The 18,415-nt window shown below is 62.2% G+C and carries 17 protein-coding genes; 4 read left to right on the forward strand and 13 right to left on the reverse strand.

From position 1 onward, the window contains the following. Nucleotides 1-200: 200 nt before the first annotated feature. From AC06G8_RS21470 to AC06G8_RS21485, 4 genes are all read right to left on the reverse strand, one after another. Nucleotides 201-1,379, reverse strand: a complete 1,179-nt coding sequence (locus AC06G8_RS21470) for an NAD(P)/FAD-dependent oxidoreductase (RefSeq protein ID WP_048747571.1) — start codon at nt 1,377-1,379, stop codon at nt 201-203. Nucleotides 1,380-1,430: 51 nt separating this feature from the next. Then, nucleotides 1,431-1,871: a DUF1641 domain-containing protein gene (locus AC06G8_RS21475; RefSeq protein ID WP_048747568.1), complete on the reverse strand. Its 441-nt coding sequence runs from the start codon at nt 1,869-1,871 to the stop codon at nt 1,431-1,433. A 573-nt stretch (nt 1,872-2,444) separates the two neighbouring features. Then, entirely contained in the window at nt 2,445-2,936 is a 492-nt protein-coding gene (locus tag AC06G8_RS21480; RefSeq protein ID WP_480283890.1) for a hypothetical protein, read from the reverse strand. A 28-nt stretch (nt 2,937-2,964) separates the two neighbouring features. Then, nucleotides 2,965-4,167, reverse strand: a complete 1,203-nt coding sequence (locus AC06G8_RS21485) for a ParM/StbA family protein (protein WP_447663167.1) — start codon at nt 4,165-4,167, stop codon at nt 2,965-2,967. Between the two features lie 604 nt (nt 4,168-4,771). Between AC06G8_RS21485 and AC06G8_RS21490 the strand changes: the two genes are divergently transcribed. Continuing rightward, nucleotides 4,772-6,055, forward strand: a complete 1,284-nt coding sequence (locus AC06G8_RS21490) for an NAD(P)/FAD-dependent oxidoreductase (protein ID WP_480283891.1) — start codon at nt 4,772-4,774, stop codon at nt 6,053-6,055. 93 nt (nt 6,056-6,148) lie between these two features. On the opposite strand, the gene AC06G8_RS21495 is transcribed toward AC06G8_RS21490, so the two are convergent. Further along, nucleotides 6,149-6,811, reverse strand: a complete 663-nt coding sequence (locus AC06G8_RS21495; protein ID WP_480283892.1) for an AAA family ATPase — start codon at nt 6,809-6,811, stop codon at nt 6,149-6,151. Between the two features lie 71 nt (nt 6,812-6,882). On the opposite strand from AC06G8_RS21495, the gene AC06G8_RS21500 reads away from it, so the two are divergent. Genes AC06G8_RS21500 through dat form a run of 3 tightly spaced genes read left to right on the forward strand, consistent with a single transcriptional unit; the run spans nt 6,883 to nt 8,503 of the window. Next, nucleotides 6,883-7,029, forward strand: a complete 147-nt coding sequence (locus AC06G8_RS21500; protein ID WP_480283893.1) for a hypothetical protein — start codon at nt 6,883-6,885, stop codon at nt 7,027-7,029. Further along, nucleotides 7,026-7,652, forward strand: a complete 627-nt coding sequence (locus AC06G8_RS21505) for a nucleotidyltransferase family protein (RefSeq protein ID WP_480283894.1) — start codon at nt 7,026-7,028, stop codon at nt 7,650-7,652. Before AC06G8_RS21500 ends, AC06G8_RS21505 begins: the two co-directional genes overlap by 4 nt. Further along, the gene (gene dat, locus AC06G8_RS21510) at nt 7,649-8,503 is read left to right on the forward strand and encodes a D-amino-acid transaminase (protein WP_480283895.1); all 855 of its coding nucleotides are present in this window, start codon (nt 7,649-7,651) and stop codon (nt 8,501-8,503) included. The genes AC06G8_RS21505 and dat overlap by 4 nt, the downstream gene beginning before the upstream one ends. 193 nt (nt 8,504-8,696) lie before the next feature. Here the strand turns inward: dat and AC06G8_RS21515 are convergent, their stop codons facing one another. The 8 genes from AC06G8_RS21515 to AC06G8_RS21550 form a co-directional block, all read right to left on the reverse strand. Further along, on the reverse strand, nt 8,697-9,467 hold the full coding sequence (locus tag AC06G8_RS21515; protein ID WP_480283896.1) for a sporulation protein: 771 nt from the start codon (nt 9,465-9,467) through the stop codon (nt 8,697-8,699). A gap of 271 nt (nt 9,468-9,738) precedes the next feature. Further along, on the reverse strand, nt 9,739-11,253 hold the full coding sequence (locus tag AC06G8_RS21520; protein WP_480283897.1) for a phytoene desaturase family protein: 1,515 nt from the start codon (nt 11,251-11,253) through the stop codon (nt 9,739-9,741). Beyond that, nucleotides 11,250-12,494 carry a glycosyltransferase family 2 protein gene (locus AC06G8_RS21525; protein WP_480283898.1) on the reverse strand — a complete coding sequence of 415 codons (1,245 nt, stop codon included), beginning with the start codon at nt 12,492-12,494 and terminating at the stop codon, nt 11,250-11,252. The genes AC06G8_RS21520 and AC06G8_RS21525 overlap by 4 nt, the downstream gene beginning before the upstream one ends. Next, complete coding sequence (locus AC06G8_RS21530; RefSeq protein ID WP_480283899.1) at nt 12,470-13,249, reverse strand: lysophospholipid acyltransferase family protein; 780 nt, start codon at nt 13,247-13,249, stop codon at nt 12,470-12,472. Before AC06G8_RS21530 ends, AC06G8_RS21525 begins: the two co-directional genes overlap by 25 nt. After that, nucleotides 13,233-14,279, reverse strand: a complete 1,047-nt coding sequence (locus AC06G8_RS21535; protein WP_480283900.1) for a carotenoid biosynthesis protein — start codon at nt 14,277-14,279, stop codon at nt 13,233-13,235. The genes AC06G8_RS21530 and AC06G8_RS21535 overlap by 17 nt, the downstream gene beginning before the upstream one ends. After that, nucleotides 14,276-15,205, reverse strand: a complete 930-nt coding sequence (locus tag AC06G8_RS21540) for a phytoene/squalene synthase family protein (protein ID WP_480283901.1) — start codon at nt 15,203-15,205, stop codon at nt 14,276-14,278. Before AC06G8_RS21540 ends, AC06G8_RS21535 begins: the two co-directional genes overlap by 4 nt. Further along, entirely contained in the window at nt 15,199-16,656 is a 1,458-nt protein-coding gene (locus AC06G8_RS21545; RefSeq protein WP_480283902.1) for a phytoene desaturase family protein, read from the reverse strand. Before AC06G8_RS21545 ends, AC06G8_RS21540 begins: the two co-directional genes overlap by 7 nt. Next, a complete protein-coding gene (locus AC06G8_RS21550) occupies nt 16,653-18,191 on the reverse strand; it encodes a phytoene desaturase family protein (protein WP_480283903.1) in 1,539 nt (512 codons plus the stop codon). Before AC06G8_RS21550 ends, AC06G8_RS21545 begins: the two co-directional genes overlap by 4 nt. Between the last annotated feature and the right edge of the window lie 224 nt (nt 18,192-18,415).

Below are 18,415 nucleotides of genomic sequence, written 5' to 3' on the forward strand. Positions count from 1 at the left end.
TAAACGGAGATAAAAATCCGTGGCGGCCTGCAAGGAAGATAACAAGCTCCCGACTTGGCGCTGCATCCCGGTGCTCCTCACATTGGGATGGGCATGCATTCGGGAGCGATCTTCCCGGGAATGAAAAAGAACCGCATGGAGGGTATCCATGCGGTTCTTCCATGCGGCATTATCCGGGTCGGCCCCGGATGCGGCACGGATCAGTAAGCCAGGGAGAACAGGCCGTTGATATGCGACAGGTAGCGGATGTTGGAAGCTTCCTTCATCAGCGTTGCCGGCAAGCCTTTGAGGCGGGTCTGGTTGCCGCCGATCGTGCCGATCGCGTCCTTGCGGCCGAGCGAACCGAGCGTGCCGGAGAAGACCGGGGAGAACGAGTCCAGCTGATGGCCGTTGAAGTAAGCATAGATGTTGGCGCCGATGAGCTCGCCCATCTGCCAAGCCAGCTGAGCCGTAGGAGGGAACGGACGTCCTTCCGGACCCATGACGACAGCGCTGTCTCCGGCGATGAATACATCCGGATGCGAGGTGGACTGCAGGCCTTCCGTAACCGTGGCGCGGCCGCGGTTGACTTCGATGCCGGAGTTGGCCACGACTGCCGTGCCTTGCACGCCGCCCGTCCAGATGACCGTGCTCGATTCGATCGTGCTGCCGTCCTTCAAGGAAACGGTCGTGCCTTTCATTTCCGTGATCGGCAGGCCGGTTTTGAACACGACGCCGCGCTTCTCGAGGGAAGTCGTCGCACGCTCGACCAGCTCGGCCGGGAAGCCAGGCAGGATCGTAGGAGCTGCCTCGACGCAGTACAGGGATACTTCGTCATAGCTGATGCCGTGTTTTTTCACGAGGCCGGGCAGCATGTCGGCGAATTCGCCCACAAGCTCGATGCCCGTCAGGCCGCCGCCGCCGACGACGAACGTCAGGTCGGCTTTGTTGCCGGACTGCTTGTACTTCGCCACGGAAGCTTCGACATGGGCTTTCAGCTTGTTCGCGTCTGCAACGGATTTCAGCGTGAAGCTGTGCTCCTGCAGGCCTGGAATGCCGAAGAATGCCGTCTCGCTGCCCAGTGCGACAACAAGCGCATCGTAGGAAAGAGTCGTGCCGGTAGACAGCTTCACTTGCTTCTCGTCCGGCTTGATTTCTGCGACTTCGCCGATTTTCAGGTCGATGTCTTTGCCGCGCAGCAGCTTGTCCAGCGGAAGCGCCACATTGCCTTCGGACAGGTTGCCGACGGCAAGACGGTGCAGCTCGGTGATGATTTGGTGCGCGTTGATCCGGTTGACAACGGTAATCTGGGCTTCCTGCGGCGTAAAGTGCGTGCGTGCCGTCGTAGCGGCCAGCAGGCCGCCGTAGCCGCCGCCCAGGATAAGAATATGCTTCGCCATGTTCATCCTCCGTTCACGTTCTATGCAGCCTCCCCGCGGGGAGTGCGCGGGTTAGTTTTGGTTCTTCTGCTTTTCGCCGAGATTGTCCAGGAATGCCTGCGTGAAGCGCAGCGTGCGCTGGACGTTCGGGTCCTTAAGCATGCGCAGCAGGCCGAAGAGGCCTACGCTGGAAGACTCGTGGCTGACTTGGTCGCCGGCTTCGATAGCCGCTTGAGCGACGGTCTTGGTCTTGTCGACGATCGGCTTCACCATCTCGCCGAGACCGCCTCCGAAGTCGTTGATGAGCACTTTGTCCGTCGCGAGCGACTTGGCTACATCGTAGGATTTGGTCATGAGCGTGACGATTTCGGCCAGCTTCGGAAGATTATCCACAAGTACCGTAAGGGACTCCTGAACTTCCGGCTTCATGAGCTGGTCGAGGATATCGCGCTGCTGTACCGCCGCGGATGGCTCTTGAGTCGCCACCGCTTGAGTTGGTTGGTTTTCGGACATGGAATTACTTCCTCCTTTGCTCTGGAAATGCGGTTCCGTCCCTCGGTTGTCCGCGATTCCTTGCGTCCGCTGCTGTCAACTTCCGCAGGGTCGCGGCCGAGGGCGGGGACGTTGTCATCATGCGCACAGCGAATGGGAGCAGCCTCGTTGCGGAATAATACGATCTCAGGCAAGTCTGAGTTTGTACCAAAATTCACATATCAGTCCAAGCCATGAAAAATGTTATTGCGCAAAAAAACGGCCGCTTCCAGCCTGGGCACCGAGAAAACGTCGAGTGAGTCAAAGACTACCTTATCGTTGTCGGCCAGGCGGTCGGCACGGAACTTCTACCGATAGTTTACAACTTAACGGCTGCAACTGCAAAAGAAAATTACGGGTACACTCTTATTATGGCGCAATATTGCCTACTCATGTCTGAATTACCAACAAGGGCCGGTCGTTGTGCCTGATCAATCCGCGGAGCACGGCCGGATTGGATGGAATCTGCGGATTTCAGTCCATAAGGAAATCATTCCTATGGGCAAAAAAATCCCCGGGACCGCTCCGCTGATGGGAGCTGCCCCGGGGACCTGCTTACATCCAGCTGTCGATATCGTCGTCGTCGATATCGTCTTCCGCCGCCGCGGCTTGCTCGGCGCCGGGCTCCTCCTCGGCCGGGCTCGGCTCCGGCTGCGGTGCTTCGCCGACGGCCGCCGGCTCCTCCGCCTCCGATGCCGGCTCTTCCGCCTCCGTTGCCGGAAGCTCTCCGGCAACGGGCGCTTCGGCTTCGGCCGCCGCTGCGCTCTCGCGTCGACCTGCGCCGGCTTCCTCGGCTGCCGCCGGAACAACCGCCAGCGCGGCCGCCGTGCCGATGCCCGCTCCGCTTCCGGCGACCAAGGTTCCCCTCTCGGCCGGAATGAGCAGCTGCAGATTCCGCACGCCATGCTCGCGGATCTCGTTTTCAACCAGATAACGGATCGAATCCATCAGATTGGACTGGCCGTTGATCCATTCCATCACATCGGGGGATTCGTTCTTTTTCGTTTTCAGGCTGATATTCTCTCCGGGCTGCTTGATCTTCTTCACCCGGCTTCACCCCCTGTACCCTTCTCGCCTATGCCGGCTGCTTAGGACCTTTCGACTTGAGCGCTTCGAAGATCTTGCCGCGCACGAAGGCGTCCAATCCCTCGGCATTCATCGTGACGGCATGCTCGGCCGGTATGTACAGAAGCTTGATCTCGCGCTCCTCGCACAGCTCCTCAAGCATCGGCTGCAGAATCGGCTTCATCAGGACGCTGCCGCCGCCGTACACGCAGATGACGTCGATCTCGTTGCGTGCCTTGGTCAGCTGCTTGCGGATGTTCTGCACGATGTGGCGGGCTTGTCCTTCCAGCGGACGGCGCAGCGTCTGGATGGCCCGGCTATGGTACTTGTGCGCCGGGTTTTTGATGACGTCGCTGAAGAACTGGCGCGGGCTGTCCGGCAGATGCACGAGGCGGTTGAAGTCGTCCAGCGCTTCCTCGATCGCATAGCCGGCGCCATGATGGCTGCCGTGCACGAATTGGCGCAGGAACTTGTTGCCCTCGGTAATCGGATATTCCGTCGATCCGTCGCCGATATCCGTATGGAGGACTCGCTTGTCCTTGAAATAAGCCCCCGTGAACTTCTCTCCGAGCTCGTACCGGTCCACGAATTCCTGGAAGATATCGCCGGAGCGCCAGTTGCCTTCGCGGTCCTTCTGCAGGGCGAACACGACCGGCGTCGCTTCCGGAATCGCCTTGACGTATTCGAAGTCGATGGAAACCGGAACGCGAACCTTGTTCAGGTGAACGGTAACGCGATGGGTCCCTTCCATGAACTTCGCTTCGAACTTGGCTGCCGTCTCGTCGGTATGCTGAGTGACCGGCAGAGCCGTAGCCATGTCGACCGTCGCCTCTACAGGCTCCGTCGGAACGCCCTTCGCTTCGTCATAGGCACGCTGAACCGCTACGGCCGCTACCTGTGCCAATGTATTGATGATCGGCAGATCCATGTCGCTCTTGTTGTCGATGCCGATCTGCAGGTTCTCCAGCAGCTCGCCGCTCATCAAGGCGAACTTGCCGATATAGTACATCCCGGGGCGAGCCGCGGGCGAATCGATGGTGACGATCAGCTGGTCCTGCAGGTTGCGGATGAAGCTTTCCGGCGGAAGCTCATCGCTCCATGGAAGCTTGTCCACCCGGCAGCACACGTTCGGCTGGCGGATCATTTTGCCGTCGACGAACAGGTCATGCTCGCTGTTGCCGTTGTCGTTGCCTACTTGAAAATGTACCTTCATCTTGTCTCCTCCTTCGCTCTCCGCAATGCCGCGGAGGCTGTGCTAGCATGGGATGATTCCTTCACCAAAAACGCAGGATTCCCGCCACTTCGAGGCTGATTGACGCTGATTCTCCAAATCAAAATTACGAAGAATTGCCAAAAACAAATGCGGCTCGTGATGGTGATACCCAGTAATATAGTTCGACGCGTCGTGGAGCATTTCCTTCCGTCGTCCAATAATTACCTTTGTTGCACCTGCGTCCTCCGGGAGGCTGCCCCGTAAAAGATATCCTACTCCCTCTACCGGACCCGCAAAATGAAAACAAGAAGGACAAGCACATAAAGAAAGCCAACCAGCACACCGGCAACGTTCTCCATGCTCCCGTCCTCCAATTCCGCCATCCCGGCCGGTAGTCGCACGCTCGGAGCTCGTCCTTATCCCAGGCTTACCAAGTATAACCTACCTGCTGTGTCGAAGTAAGGGGAACGATGGCCCTGGGACGGAATATCCGGCTTCGCCGGAAGCGAAGAGCAGACGGCGCCGCAGGTTCCAAATCCCTGGTTCAACTCCTCGCGGGGCAGGTTAAGCCAATACTAACAAAGCCTCACGGGAGGAAATACAGATGGACAAGCAGCCTGCGCGCAAGCTACATGACGGTACTCTTTACTGGCCTTCGACGCTGGATCGGCGGGATGAGCTGGGACAGTATCCTTCGTTGTCGGAAAAGCTCGTTACCCGGGTTGCCGTCATCGGCGGCGGAATTACCGGGGCAATCATCGGAGCTTCCCTTGCGGAAGCCGGCATCCCGGCCGTCATCCTCGAGGGCAGGCGCGCCGCCGCGGCGAGCACCGCCGCGAGCACCGGGCTGCTTCAGTTTTCCAACGATATCATGATGAGCGAGCTGGCGGACCGGTATGGCGGCCAGGCGGCGGTCCGGTTCTATGAGCAGTGCCGGGGCGCGGTAGGCTCGCTCGGCCGGCTGGCCGCCGCTGCAGGCCAATGGAACGACGGATTCCGGCCGGCTTCGAGCCTCTACGCCGCATCATCGGAGACAGATGAAGCCAAGCTGATGCGGGAGTTCCGGATGCTGGAGAAAAACGGATTTCCCGTCGTCTGGGGCGCTCCTGCAGCCATTCCTTCCAGCGTCGCGGAGGCTTTTCCCGCCAGCATGACGACCTATGGCGACGCTCTTGCCAATCCGCCCCGGCTCGCGAGGGCGCTGCTGAGGATGGCGTCGGACAATGGCGTCCCCATATTCGAAGAGTCTCCTGTCCGCGAGGTTCGGCGGCGCGGCGGCAGCTGGGTCATCAGCGCGGGGGACGGTGAAGTCACGGCCAGCCATATTGTCGTGGCCACCGGTTATATCCCGGGCATCAGCGCAGCCTCGGAGCTGAAGCCGATCCTTCGCCGGACCTACGCCCTGGCTACCCGGCCGGGCAGCGTCCCCCCGGGCTGGCCGGAAGACAGCATGGTATGGGAAACGGCGCGGCCTTACTTTTACTTCCGGACGACGCCCGACGGGCGGATCGTAGCCAGGGGCCTGGACGAGGACCGTCCGGACCCCGCCGGGGACGAGACGTTCCTGCGCGACCGCTCCGACAAGCTGATCGCCGACCTGAAGCGCTATTTCCCGGAAGCCGAATTCGAAGCGGAATACGCCTGGTGCGGCACATTCGGCGAGTCGGCGGACGATCTTCCGTTCATCGGGGAAGACAAGGAGCAGCCGGGCATCTTCCACTCGATGGGCTGCGGCGGCAACGGCACGGTCTACAGCTCGCTGGCGGCCTCGATGCTGCAGGCCGCCCTGTCCGGGGAGAAGCATCCGCTGGCGGAGATGCTGAATCCGCGCCGCCTGATCCGTCAGGGCGATGACAGCGGCAAGGGCGGGCGCTCGCTGCTCGCTTAAAGGAAGCAAAGGACTGCGGCCCCGTCGGGGATGCGGTCCTTTTTTGCCGCTTGCAGCGCCGGCTCTCCACTCTGCCCGGGCATGGTCAAGCGGTCATTTCTTGCCCATCCCCTTCTGCCATCGGAGATGGCGCAGCTGTGTCCGCAGCCGGCTCCAAGCCCCGGACGCTCCGCTGCTGCGCGGAAGCAGCTCAAGGCCGGCGAGCGCCGCGATCCCCTCCGCCGTCTCGGCTACGCTCCAATGCTCGGTATCCAGCTGCTCGGCGAAAGCATCCTGCTTCAGATCGCGCACGCAGCGTCCGATCTGCGCCGCAGCCCAGGAACGGCGGCCTTCGCCCCGGGAGCGCAGCCGGCGAAGCAGCTCTCCTTCGGAAGCGAGCAGCGCATAGTGGCGCAGATCCCTCCCGTCGCTTCGCAGCCTGCCCGCGATCTCTGCGAATTTGAGCGGATCCGTCACCGTCATCGGCACGAGCAGCACGCCGTCGTGGCGATCGGCCAGATAGGACAGCATGTCGAAATTGATGCTTCTCCATAGCGCGAACTCCTGGAAGTCCCCCTTTTGCAGGGAATCGGGCATGTTGGCCCTGATGTAATAGCCGGCATTTTCCGGATCGAAGACGTAGGAGCCCGGAATTCTGCGATGCAGCTCCCAGGCGGTCTGCGTCTTGCCGGACCCGAAAGCCCCGTTGATCCAGACGATCCGGCAGCCGCGGAACCCGCTATGGTCAACTCCCATTTTTTCCGGCTCATTCTCCATCCTTCAACCCTTCCTTTATTCTCCAATTGTGATAGTCTTGAAGCTATAAGACGAAGGAGGCTTCCCTTTAGTTGCTGGCACACAAAGTAATGATGTATATCGAGTGGACGGTTCTGACCGTCTCCGCCGCCATGCTGCTCCTCCTGCTCATCCCTTCGCTCGGTGTGTTCTTCCCTGCGCAGGAGCTAACACCTGAAAGAAGGGAGGTACGGGGATGAACAGCTTCCAAGGGGGCTTCCGGCGGACAGATGGAGCCGGGCGCAAGCAGCTGCTTGAACAACAGCTTGTTGCGCTGCTCCTTACCGATCCGCAAGCTCCCGATCATCTCAGGCATTTGAGAGATCATGGCCCGCCAGGAGCCTGGCTGTCCGCCGGCTATATCCGCAATCTGGTCTGGGACCGCCTGCATGACTACCGGGAGCGCACGCCGCTTGATGATGCGGACATCATCTATTATGATCAGGAGCATCCGGACGAAGCAGAGGAGAAGGTCTGGGAGCGACAGCTGGCCTTGGGCCTGCCGGATCTGCGCTGGTCCTGCAAAAACCAGGCGCGCATGCATGTCGTCAGCGGCCTTCCGCCTTATGAAGACGTGGCGGATGCGATGAGCTGCTGGCCGGAGACGGCGACGGCCGTCGCCGCCGCCATGAGGGAGGACGGAACGATCGCCGTGCTCGCCCCGCATGGCCTGGAGGACTTGTTCGGCCTTCTGCTGCGGCCAAGCCCCCGGCTCGCCGATGCCGGGTTGTTCCTGCGCAGGGCGGGCTCCAAGCAGTGGCTGGCCAAATGGCCCCGGCTGCAGCTGATTTCGGAGAATGACAAGAAGGAGGAGCCAACATGAGTCTGGCTTATTACAACGGCCGGTTCGTTCCGCTGGACGAGGCGGTCGTTCCGGTAGAGGAGCGCGGCCATCAATTCGGCGACGGCGTCTACGAGTACATGCGGTTCTACGACGGAAAGGGCTTCATGCTGGAGGAGCATCTCGACCGGTTCTACCGCAGCGCGGAGCTGATCCGATTGAATCCCGGCATCTCCCGCGCCGAGCTTCTGGCTGTCATGGTCCAGCTGCTGGAACGGAGCGGGCTGCGCCATGCCGATATCTACATGCAGCTGACGAGGGGCATCGCTCCCCGCAACCATCCGTTCCCGGATGTCCCTGCCTCCCTGTCCATGACTGTGAAGCCTTCCAGGGAAGTGAATCCCGAGCTGCGCAAGCAGGGCGTATCCGTCCTGCTGCATCCTGACGAGCGCTGGATGAACTGCCATATCAAGTCGCTCAATCTGCTCCCCAACGTGCTGGCCAAGCAGGCGGCCGTCGATGCGGGCTGCTTCGAGGCCGTGCTCGTGCGGGAGGACGGATATATCACCGAGGGCTCCAGCTCCAACATGTACCTCGTCAAGGACGGCGCCATCCGCACCGCGCCGCTGTCCAATCGGATCCTGCCCGGCATCAAGCGCGAAGCGGTCCGCCGCATCGCGCTGGAAGCCGCCATCCCGTTCATCGAGGAGCCGTTCACGCCGGCCGAGCTTGCGGATGCCGATGAAGCGTTCCTGACCAGCACCGGCATCGAGATCATTCCGGTCGTGCAGATCCACGGCCAGGGGCCGATCGGCTCCGGCGCGCCGGGCGAGACGGTCCGCGAGCTGCATCGCCTGTTCCTGGAGAAGACCTCGCTGTCGGCTTCGGTCTGATCCTGATTGTCAGTAGCAAAATGAAGGCCGTCCCTGCAAGATGCAGAGGACGGCCTTCTTTGCTTATTCGATGCTATATTTATTGCTCTGCCGATCCCCCTCGCATGCTTTGCATTGGTCCTTGCCAAAGGAAATCGGGAGGAACATTCAAGGAAAGAGCCTTTGCAGACTGCGGAAGACGCCCGGACAGCTCTTACATGAAGCTGTGGATGCGGGAGGACAGGTTCTCGGCCAGGGCAGCCCTGCCGCGCTGGATATCCTCCTCGTAGAGACGGAAGGAAATGCGGGATTCATCCGTTCCCAGCCACTCGGCAAAGCCGCCCGAACGGCGGTCGACCTCCATCAGCACATCCACGTACGCAGCCGAAGGGATGAAGACGATCTCAAGCTCGTCGAGTTTGCCAAAGCCTGATGCCCTGCCCGGAACCAGCTCGAATTCCTGCAGGAGAGACGTCCCGTAACGGCTGTGGGGGGCATATTTGCATTCGACCTCGCGGGTGCGGAAGCCGAGCGAGGACAACGCTTCCAGCACCTCTCCCACCAAAGGATGGGGGAGCACCTTGATGTAATCCTCATCCGACGCGTCGAGCGAACTCGCGATATCCAGCGCGGTCTTCACCCAGATCCGCGTGCCGCCGGCGGTAATCGGCGCCGTCACCGGCAGCTGCCAGCGGAACGGAATCTCTTCCTTGCCTCCGGCTTTGACCTCGAACGCCGCGCGCAGGGGCAATCTGGCAATCGCTGCATTTTCCCGAATCTTCTGGTCATTCACTTCCTTGATGAAGGAAGTCATGAGCAGCAGCTCGATGCCGTTGATCTGCTGGGGAACCGCCCCTCCCGTCACGATGACCCGTCCGTTGATCTCATCCCCTGGACGAATGCCGCTGTAGGATACTTCCAGAACCGTATCGACCTTGGCGGCCCCGATTCCGATTGAAGCCATCATATTCTTGAAAAAAGACATCCCGTCCACGCTCCTGCATCTGAATTCCCAGGATCCTCTCGGCTTCACCGGGAACAGCTGGCGGTATGGCGGCCGTCAGATCATGGATTGACAGGTAGTACGGCTCATGCCGCTCCAGGTTTCAGACCGGCGGCCGGCTTGCTGCCGGTGCCCGCATGCATGCCAAGGACCCGGCGGAAGGTGCTTCCCCGGGTCCTGCCGCCGCTTGCTGCTGGGCTGGGGCCGCATCGTGATCATGCCCATCTCGTTTATGTCCGTCTCGAGACCCGCGTCATGCCCATCCCGCTCGCACCCCTTCTTTCGCGATGCGCTCCGCCACCAGCCTCCCGCCGATCGTCACGATCGGGGTGCCTCCGCCCGGATGGGTCGAGCCTCCGACATACCACAATCTCCCAAGGCGGGAATCCTTGCTCGGGTACCGGAAGAAGGACTGGCGGAAGCCGTTGGACGACATGCCATAGATGCTCCCCCTCCAAGCTCCGGTCCGGCGCTGCAGGTCATCCGGCGTCTGGATCCGAAGCAAGCCTCCTTCCCGCCGGACAGCCGCGCCGATGCCTTGCAGGCCCCGGTCTTCCAGCAAGCCCAGAATGCGTGCGGCATATTCTTCCTTCCTATTTTCCATGGAATAACCGTCGCGCTGCGCAGGAGCGTTGACCAGCACGAACAGGCTCGACCTCGCGCCTTCGCCCGCACCGGCCCCTCCGCCGGAGCGGCAGACGTAGACGGCCGGCTTCTCCGGCAGAATTCCTTTGCGGAACAGGTCGTCGAATTCGAGATGGTACCGCTCGGGGAAAAAGACATTGTGATGCAAAAGCTGCGGGTAGTCCCTCTCGACTCCTGCCAGCAGAACGAATCCGCTGACGGACGGCTCCAGCTTATGCAGCCGGCCGCTCATCCGGGAAGCCCCCGGATGGTCCGGGATCAGACGGGGCACGGCCGCCAGCGCATCGGCGTTGACCACGACGGCGTCGGCCTCCCACAGGTTGCCGCCTTCGGTTTCTACGCCGGCCGCTTTCCCTCCGGCAATAAGAATCTCCTTGGCCGCATCGCCGGCCGCGATGGCGACTCCAAGCTCTCCGGCCAGCTTCGCGAAAGCCGCCACAATGGAGTACGTGCCTCCCTTGACTCCGAACACCCCTTGGCCGGCTTCCACATGGGCCATCATATTGAAGATGGATGGAGCGCGCTGCGGGGATGCGCCGACATAGGTCGCATAACGCCCGAACATCGCCAATGTATGAGGGTGGCGGAAGTAGTTCCGGATGGTCCGGCTCATCGGGGTGAACGGACGAATCCGTCCAAAGCCGGCCAGCAGCGAAGGCTGCAGCTTGTCCCGCCAATCCAGCACGAGGCGGCTGAGAAACTCTTTGGAAGCCAGCTCATACAAGCGGGCGCTTTCCCTCATGAACGGCCGGTACTTCAGCGCATCCTCCGGACTGTAGCGGGCGATCTGCTCCTCCATGAGCCCGATGTCGCCGGTGACGTCCACGATCGTTCCGTCATGGAAGGCATTGCGTGCGACGGGATCGAGCGGATAGAACTCGACATAATCCTCTCTGCGCCGTCCGGCAGCCTCGAACACCGCATCGAATACGGGCTGCATCGTCATTGTGCTCGGGCCGTTGTCGAACCGATAGCCGGCTTTCTCCACGCGTTGCAGCTTGCCGCCGGGAAGGGGCTCCTTCTCCACGACCGTCACGCCCCATCCCTGCAGGGCCAGATGGATCGCGCAGCTGAGCCCTCCCAGGCCGGCGCCGACGACGACGGCTTTTCGGCCTCCTTTCATGCGTACCGCCTGCCTTTCCATTCGTAGCCGCTTCCGGCATAATGGATCCGCGCCGAATCCAGGCCGATGAGAATCGTCAAGACGATGCTGGCGGGCACGAAGATTCCGTACCATGCCGAAAGTCCGCTGGATACGTCGACTGCCGTCTTCACCGCCATGCCGAGCGCCGCCGCGGACGCGGCCCATCCCAGCCAAAGAGGAGCCGCTCCAGAGACGGCCCATGCCGTCATGCCGCCCAGCAGGGCGGCCGGAGGCGCCAGATAGAGCAGCGCATAGGCCAAGAAAACGAATCCCATCAAAGGAAAGCTTCTCCCGAGGCCCGGAAACAGGTTTTTGCGGTAGCCGTTCCATACTTCACCGGGGCTGCGGTACATCCGCATGGAAGCCACCCGGTCGATCCGGGCCAGCCGTACCGGCTCGCCCCGGCGCTTCGCCTGGCGGATCAGATCCATATCGTCCAATAGAGATTCCCGGACGGCCTCATGCCCGCCTATTCGATCGTAGCTCCCGGCTTCAACGAGAATGAAAGCGCCGTTGGCGGCGGCGAATCGCGGATCGTCCGAGCGGGAAACAAGCCTCAGCGGCAGATGGCTCAAAATCGTGAACATCATCATCGATACGACGAGCCGCTCCATCCAGCCCCCTGTCTCCTGCCGGGGAAATCCGCTGACGAGTCCGCTCCGCTGGAGCGAGGCTTCCGCCGCGGCTGCCTCCAGCGCGTCCGGACCAAGCCGGACATCCGCGTCCACGAACAGCAGCCACCGGCCCGAAGCGGCTTGCGCCAGCTGGGAGCAAGCATGGGACTTGCCCATCCAGCCTTCCGGCAGCGGTCCGCCTTGCAGAAGCTTGACGCCCATGTCCGGATCGCCGGCAATGCTGCTCACGATGCTCGCCGTCCCATCCTCCGAATGGTCGTCCAGCACCAGAATTTCATGCGGCCGTCCGCGCAGCGCCAGCAGCGCTTGCAGGCAATCTCCGATATTCCTTTCTTCATTGCGGGCCGGTACGAGAATAGAGATATCACTCGGCATTACTTCGTAATCCTCAGAGTACGTGTCTGCTCTGGCTTCGGCGCTTCCGACCCGGCTCACGGCGTCCTTCTTGTTCCGGCCTCCAGCCTCTTGCCCGCTCCCCCTGTGCTTGTCCGGCTCTCCAAGCTCGACATGGTAGCGGCGGTTCCACAGCACGAACAGCAGCTGGACTACGAGCGCGCCCGTCAATGCCGCGAGAAAGGCTGCCATGGCCCGATCCCCTCCTTCAGCTTCCGGTACCGTTCCGCTGTCGTCCGCCTGCCGCCTTCCCAGACTGCCTCGTATCCGTTCCCGGTCCCAGGCAGCGGGCATTCCGCAAGAATCCGCCGCTGCTCGGCCGCCTGATCCCGGAGCAGAGCCTCGACCTCGGAAGCGGCCTCGCTGCGGTCCATGCCGCCCCAATCCCGCCGGATCGGCTCGCCGAAGCGGACCGCCGCAAGGGGCTTCTGGTGATCGCCGAGCAAATAGCGGAGCGTGACCGGCCTGAGCTCGGCTTGCCCGGCCCGGCGCATCAGATGGCCGATTCCGCTTGCGGCCCGGATGTCCGCGTCCGGAGACATGATGGCTCCCTGCGGGAAGACCCACACCGGCGCCCCCGCCTGCAGAAGGCTCTCCGCATAGCCCAACGATTCCAGCATGTCCCGCGGGCGGCTGCGGTTGACCGAGAATGCCCCGATCTTCCGGAAGAAAGGATAGTTTCGGAGGCCTTGCTCGTCCATCATGATGTAATGGTCCTGCCGGGACAGCTGCTCCGTCAGCTGGAACAGCACAAGCCCGTCCCACCAGGACACATGGTTGCAAACATAGAGAACGGGGACGGCAGCGCCGCTGCCGTTTGTTCCCTCCCTGTCGCCTTCCATGTCGCCCGATACATACAGGCCATGCAGGTATCGCGGGAACAGGTAATGCTTCTGATAGCGGAAAAACAACCGCCGGAACCATGTCTTCTTATCGGCTTGAATCAAAGCGGACCCTCCCTTCGGCTGCTGCCATGACCGCCAGCGACAGCAGAAGCACAGGCAGCATGCCTGCCTTGGCCGCGAGCAGCCCGAACAGCAGCAGCATTCCCTGCATGACCCGCAGCGCGGCAAAACGGGCTGAAGCGAGCACCTTGCCGGACGGAAGCAGCAGGGACAGGAGCGCCCCGACGACGAACCAGCCGGCAAAATTAGCGGCCGGAATGCCGTAGTAGACTCCTCCGTCCTGCCAATGCCAGAATCCCCGCGCCTCCGCGACAGGATCGAGCACGAGATCGAGCAGCACGACCCAAGCCCCCGTCTCCAGGGCGCGGACCAGCCTGCCCCCCAAGGCCGACAGGAGGGCGCCGTTCAGAATGACTCCGACCCATGCCGGCCCCATCGTCCACGGAACGCCGCCGAGCAGCGATCCCAGCGTATTTTCGTAGCGGTAGGAGCCGAATGGAAACCCGGTATGCACGCCCGCATACTCGACCGCGAAGGTGCCTGCCGCGATGCCGGCAGCGGACAGAGCGAGACGGCTCCAGCCGACCGGCCGGGCAAGAGCTTCGTCCCGATGCTTCCGGGCTGCGCCTATTCCGGTCGCAGCCAGCTCGCACAGACAGAGCGCGTAGAGGACCAGGAACACGCCATTGGAGAACTCAAGCGGCTTCGGCACCTCGGCGAACACCATGAGCAGGAAACCGACGGAGTACCAGACGGCGAACAGAGCGGTAACGGGATAAGCGGACGCAAGCCGCCAAAGAGCGGCCCACTGCCACCCCCCCGATGCCCGTTCTTGCCGCTCTTGCCGCTCTCGCCACTCTTGCCGCCCTCGCCGTTCTTGCCGTTCTTGCCGCTCTTGCCGTTCTTGCCGTTCTTGCCGTTCTTGCCGTTCTTGCCGTTCTTGGCTTCCTTGCCGTTCTTGGCTTCCTTGCCTTCCCTGGCGATCCTGCAGGCCGTTGTCCGTCGGCTCCTCCCGTTCCGTTCTCCGGGAAGGATGGACGGGGAATGTCTCCTCCTGCGCGGGGCGGCTCATTGAGCCAGCCTCTCCGGAGATGAGTGCTGCATCCCGGCTTCCTCCCCTGCCGTAAAGCCTTCCCCCGGATCGGCGGCTTCCCGTTCCGCCTCGGCCATATCGGCCATCACGGCCCGGAGAATCGTCTTCTTGGCCTCGTCGCTCACATACGCCCGCTTGCCGTAGACATCGTATCCGTTCTCCTCCACCGCGTGGAGAATGGCAAAATAGTAATGAGCGGCCAGGCGGATAGCGAACGCGCTCTCCTGGGGATACGAGGACAGATGGGCGAGGCCGCGCCCGAACCATTGCCGGGCCGTCCCGGCAAGCTCGCCGAGCAGCCGGCGGAACGCTGCGTCCACCTCTCCGGCTGCGAACCGCTCCTCCGAATACCCGCAGCGCTTCATCAGTTCGAGCGGGATGTACCGCCTTCCAAGACTGCGGTCTTCTCCGACGTCCCGGATGATGTTGACGATCTGCATGCCTTTGCCGAGCCATATGCCCGCCTCGACGATCTCCCTGTCCGGGCTCTCGTGGAGGACGGGAAGCAGCATTTCGCCGACGGAGCCGGCTACGCGGTAGCAGTAATCCTCCAGCTGCGCCAGCGTATCGTAATGGGTCTGGACACGGTCCAGCCGTTGTCCGCTCATCTGGGTCAGGAACGGCTCCTTGGCGATCGGGAAGCTGGCCATCAGCCAGCGCAGGGAAGGCCAGATGAAGTGGCCTTCGGCTTCGTCCAGCTTGCCGAACAGCGCCTCCAGCTCATCCAGGCTGTAGTCCGCCTTGTCCGGCTCGTCCACGGAATCGTCGATCATCCGGCAGAAGGCATAGATGACGAAGACAGCCTCGCGGCGTGGAGAGGACAACAAGCGGAAGGCTTCGTAAAAGCTGGCCGAGCTTCTTTTCATGACCTCCTCGCATGAGGCGGCCAGCCGCGGATTCAACATGGTTCCAGCTCCTTTGCGATTTGCTGGGCGAGCAGGCGCGCGCCTTGCATGACGATCGGAATGCCGCCGCCGGGATGAACCGAAGCTCCGACCGCATACAGTCCCTCGATCGGAAGCGGCTTGACCTGGGGACGGAAGTTGCCGGACTGAGTCAGCACCGGGGCGATGCCGAAGCTGCCTCCCCGGTAAAGGCCGTCGCGGGCCGCATCGCGCGGCGTCCGGATGCGGCGCCAGCGGATGCTGTCCCGCAAGCCGGGGAGCAGCAGCCTCTCGGCCCGCTCCAGCACGCGCCCGGCCAGCTCCTCGCCGGCACCGTCCCAATCCAGAGCCTCGTCGGCCGGCACGGGGACGAGGAAGTAGAGCGCGCTATGTCCCTCGGGAGCGGCATCCGGGTCGACTGCAGCAGGGTTGAACATGTAGAAGGAGGGCTCCTCGGACAGGCGTCCGCGGCGGAACAGATCCTTCATATGGTCTCCGTGGCGCTCGCCCAGGAAGAACTGATGGACGCCGGCATGGTCCCATCGCCTCGCCGCCCCGGCATAGATGAGCAGGCAGCCGGAGGATGGGCGGAAGCGGCGCGGCTTGCCGCGCCATCCTTCCAGCAGCCCGGCCAGCGCCGGATAGTCTCCATTGAACACGACCGCATCATAGTTGAGCTCCTCCCCGCCGGTCCGTATGCCCGTGCAGCGTCCGCCCGACACGACAACCTTGTCCACCGGAGCCGAGCAACGGATGGGAATGCCCTGTTCGGCGCAGGCCTGCCCAAGCACAGGCGCCAATCCGGCATATCCGCCTTTTAGATACCAGATTCCGTGCTTGTGCTCGCTGTAAGGAATCAAGCCGTACAGAGCCGGGGTCTCCTGCGGCGATCCTCCTATGTACAGCGACTGCAGGGAGTACGCCTCGCGGATCCGGCGGCTGCGGAAGTAGGAGCCGGCCCAAGGATCGATAGCCCGGTAGGCTCGCGAGCGAAGCAGGAATTTCAGGTTGGCGGGCGTCAGGAAGGAACGGATGCCGGGGAATGAACGGGATAGGAACGCATCGAAGCCGTATTCGAACAGCTCCTCCATATCCTCCATGTACCGCCGGAAGTCAGCCCCTCCGCCGGAATACGTTCTCTCCAGATTGGCCTCTTGCTGTCCCCTATCCTGCCACTTGGTCCAGCGCGTTCCGTCCGGGTAGTAGAAATCGTACAGCGGATCGCAGCGAAGCAGCTGCAAGGCATCGTCCGGCACTCCGGCTTCGGCGAGAATCTCCCTCAGCAGATCCGGCAGCAGGACGATCGTCGGCCCCCGGTCGATCCGGTACATGCCCGACTCGTCGGCTTCGTAGGCCAGCCGTCCTCCCGGCACCGCCTCCTTCTCGTAGACGTCGATGTCATGCCCCTGCCGGCGCAGCAGCAGCGCCGAGACCAGCCCGCCGACTCCGGCTCCGATGACGGCAATCCTCATCGCTCCGCCCTCCTCGCCTGCAGCGGCGCATGAGCATCCGTACGCGCCTGCCGTTCGTATTGCCTCAGCAGAAGCTCCGAGCTGATCATCGCCGACTGCATGATCGTCGGCAGGCCGCTGCCGGGATGGGTGCCTCCGCCGACGAGGAAGCAATGCTCCGCATCCTGGAATTTGTTATGCGGCCGCATATACATCATCTGATCCAGGCTGTGGGCGAGATTGAAGGTTGCTCCCCGGTAGACGAACGACTCCCGCTCCCAGTCCGCAGGCGTATGCATCCTTTCCTCCTCGATGAGGCTGTCGACCTCCGCCAGGCCGCTCTCCCGGGCGAGAACGTCCAGCATCCTTCTGCGGATGCCGGGGGCTTCCCTCTCCCAATCGATTCCCGACCGGTTGTTGGGCACCGGCATCAGCAGATACACGGCCGATTTCCCTTCCGGAGCCAACGTTGGATCCAGCCGCGACGGATTATGGATGTAGACGGACGGGTTTTCCGACAGCCGGAGCCGCTTGGTCATGTCATCCACATTGAGGCGGTAATCTTCGGCGAATACGATCTTGTGGTGGGGAAGCCGGAGCGGAGCCCCTATGCCCAGATACAGCATGAACGTGGAAAGGCTCAGCTTCTTCTTCACCAGCTTGGCCGGCGCATGACGGCGGAGCTCCCCCGGCTCGAACAGAGTGCTGACGGCATGTCCGTAATCGGCGCCGATGACGACATCGTCGGCTTCCACGACCGTCCCGTCCTCCAGGAGGACGCCGACGGCTCGGCCATCTCTCAGCAGGACCCGTTCGGCCCCGATTCCGGTGCGGATGACGCCTCCATGCTCGCGCGCCACCTGCGCCATCGCCTCGCAGATCCGGTGCAGGCCTCCGACAGGATGGTAGAGCCCGTATTCATGCTCCAGGAAGCTCAGCATCGTGAAGGCTCCGGGACATTCCCAAGGCGACATGCCGAGGTATTTGGACTGGAACGAGAACGCCCAGCGCAGCCGCTCATCCGTAAAATACTTGGACAATCGGCTGTGGACGGTGTCCAGCACATCCATCTTCGGAAGCGCGCGCAGCATCCTTCCCGACAGATAGTCGGACCGCCGCGAGAACGGCTGCCGCAGCAGCGGCATGAGCCCGGCGAGCTTTTTGCGCTCGCGCTCCATGAACCTAAGGTAGTTCGCCCCATTGCCCGGGAACAGCTCCTCGACATGCTCCGCGATGTCCTCGTGGCTGCCGCCGGGAGAAAACTCCTTCTCTCCGAACTTCAGCGTGTACAGCGGGTCGACGCGCTTCAGCTCCACATAATCCTGCAGCCTGCGCCCGCTGCGCTGGAACAGCTCCTCCATGACGGGAAGCATCATGAGGAACGTCGGCCCGCGGTCGAAGCTGTACGCTCCCAGACGCAGTCCCGAGGTTCTCCCTCCTACATAGGGCTGCTTCTCCACGACAGTCACGTCCACACCCTGGGCGGCCAGCAGCATCGCTGCCGCCAGCCCGCCCGGTCCGGCGCCGATTACGGCAGCCCTTTTCCCCACAACCATCCCATCACCGCTCCCATTATCCGATCTCCCAGGCCCCAAATAGACATAGAGGAAGGTTTAACCATGATCAATAATTAACCATACGGTATAATTATTGATCAGGACTATTTCTCTTTCCATCCGGATTTTCCTGCTTGTCCGCAGGCGGGCATGAAGATAAGTTTTCAAAGCTTGTACTTGCAGGATATGAGCCGTAAGAACAATTGAGAACGAAGGGACCGGGG

It is taken from the genome of Paenibacillus sp. SJS-P3, assembly GCF_056711585.1.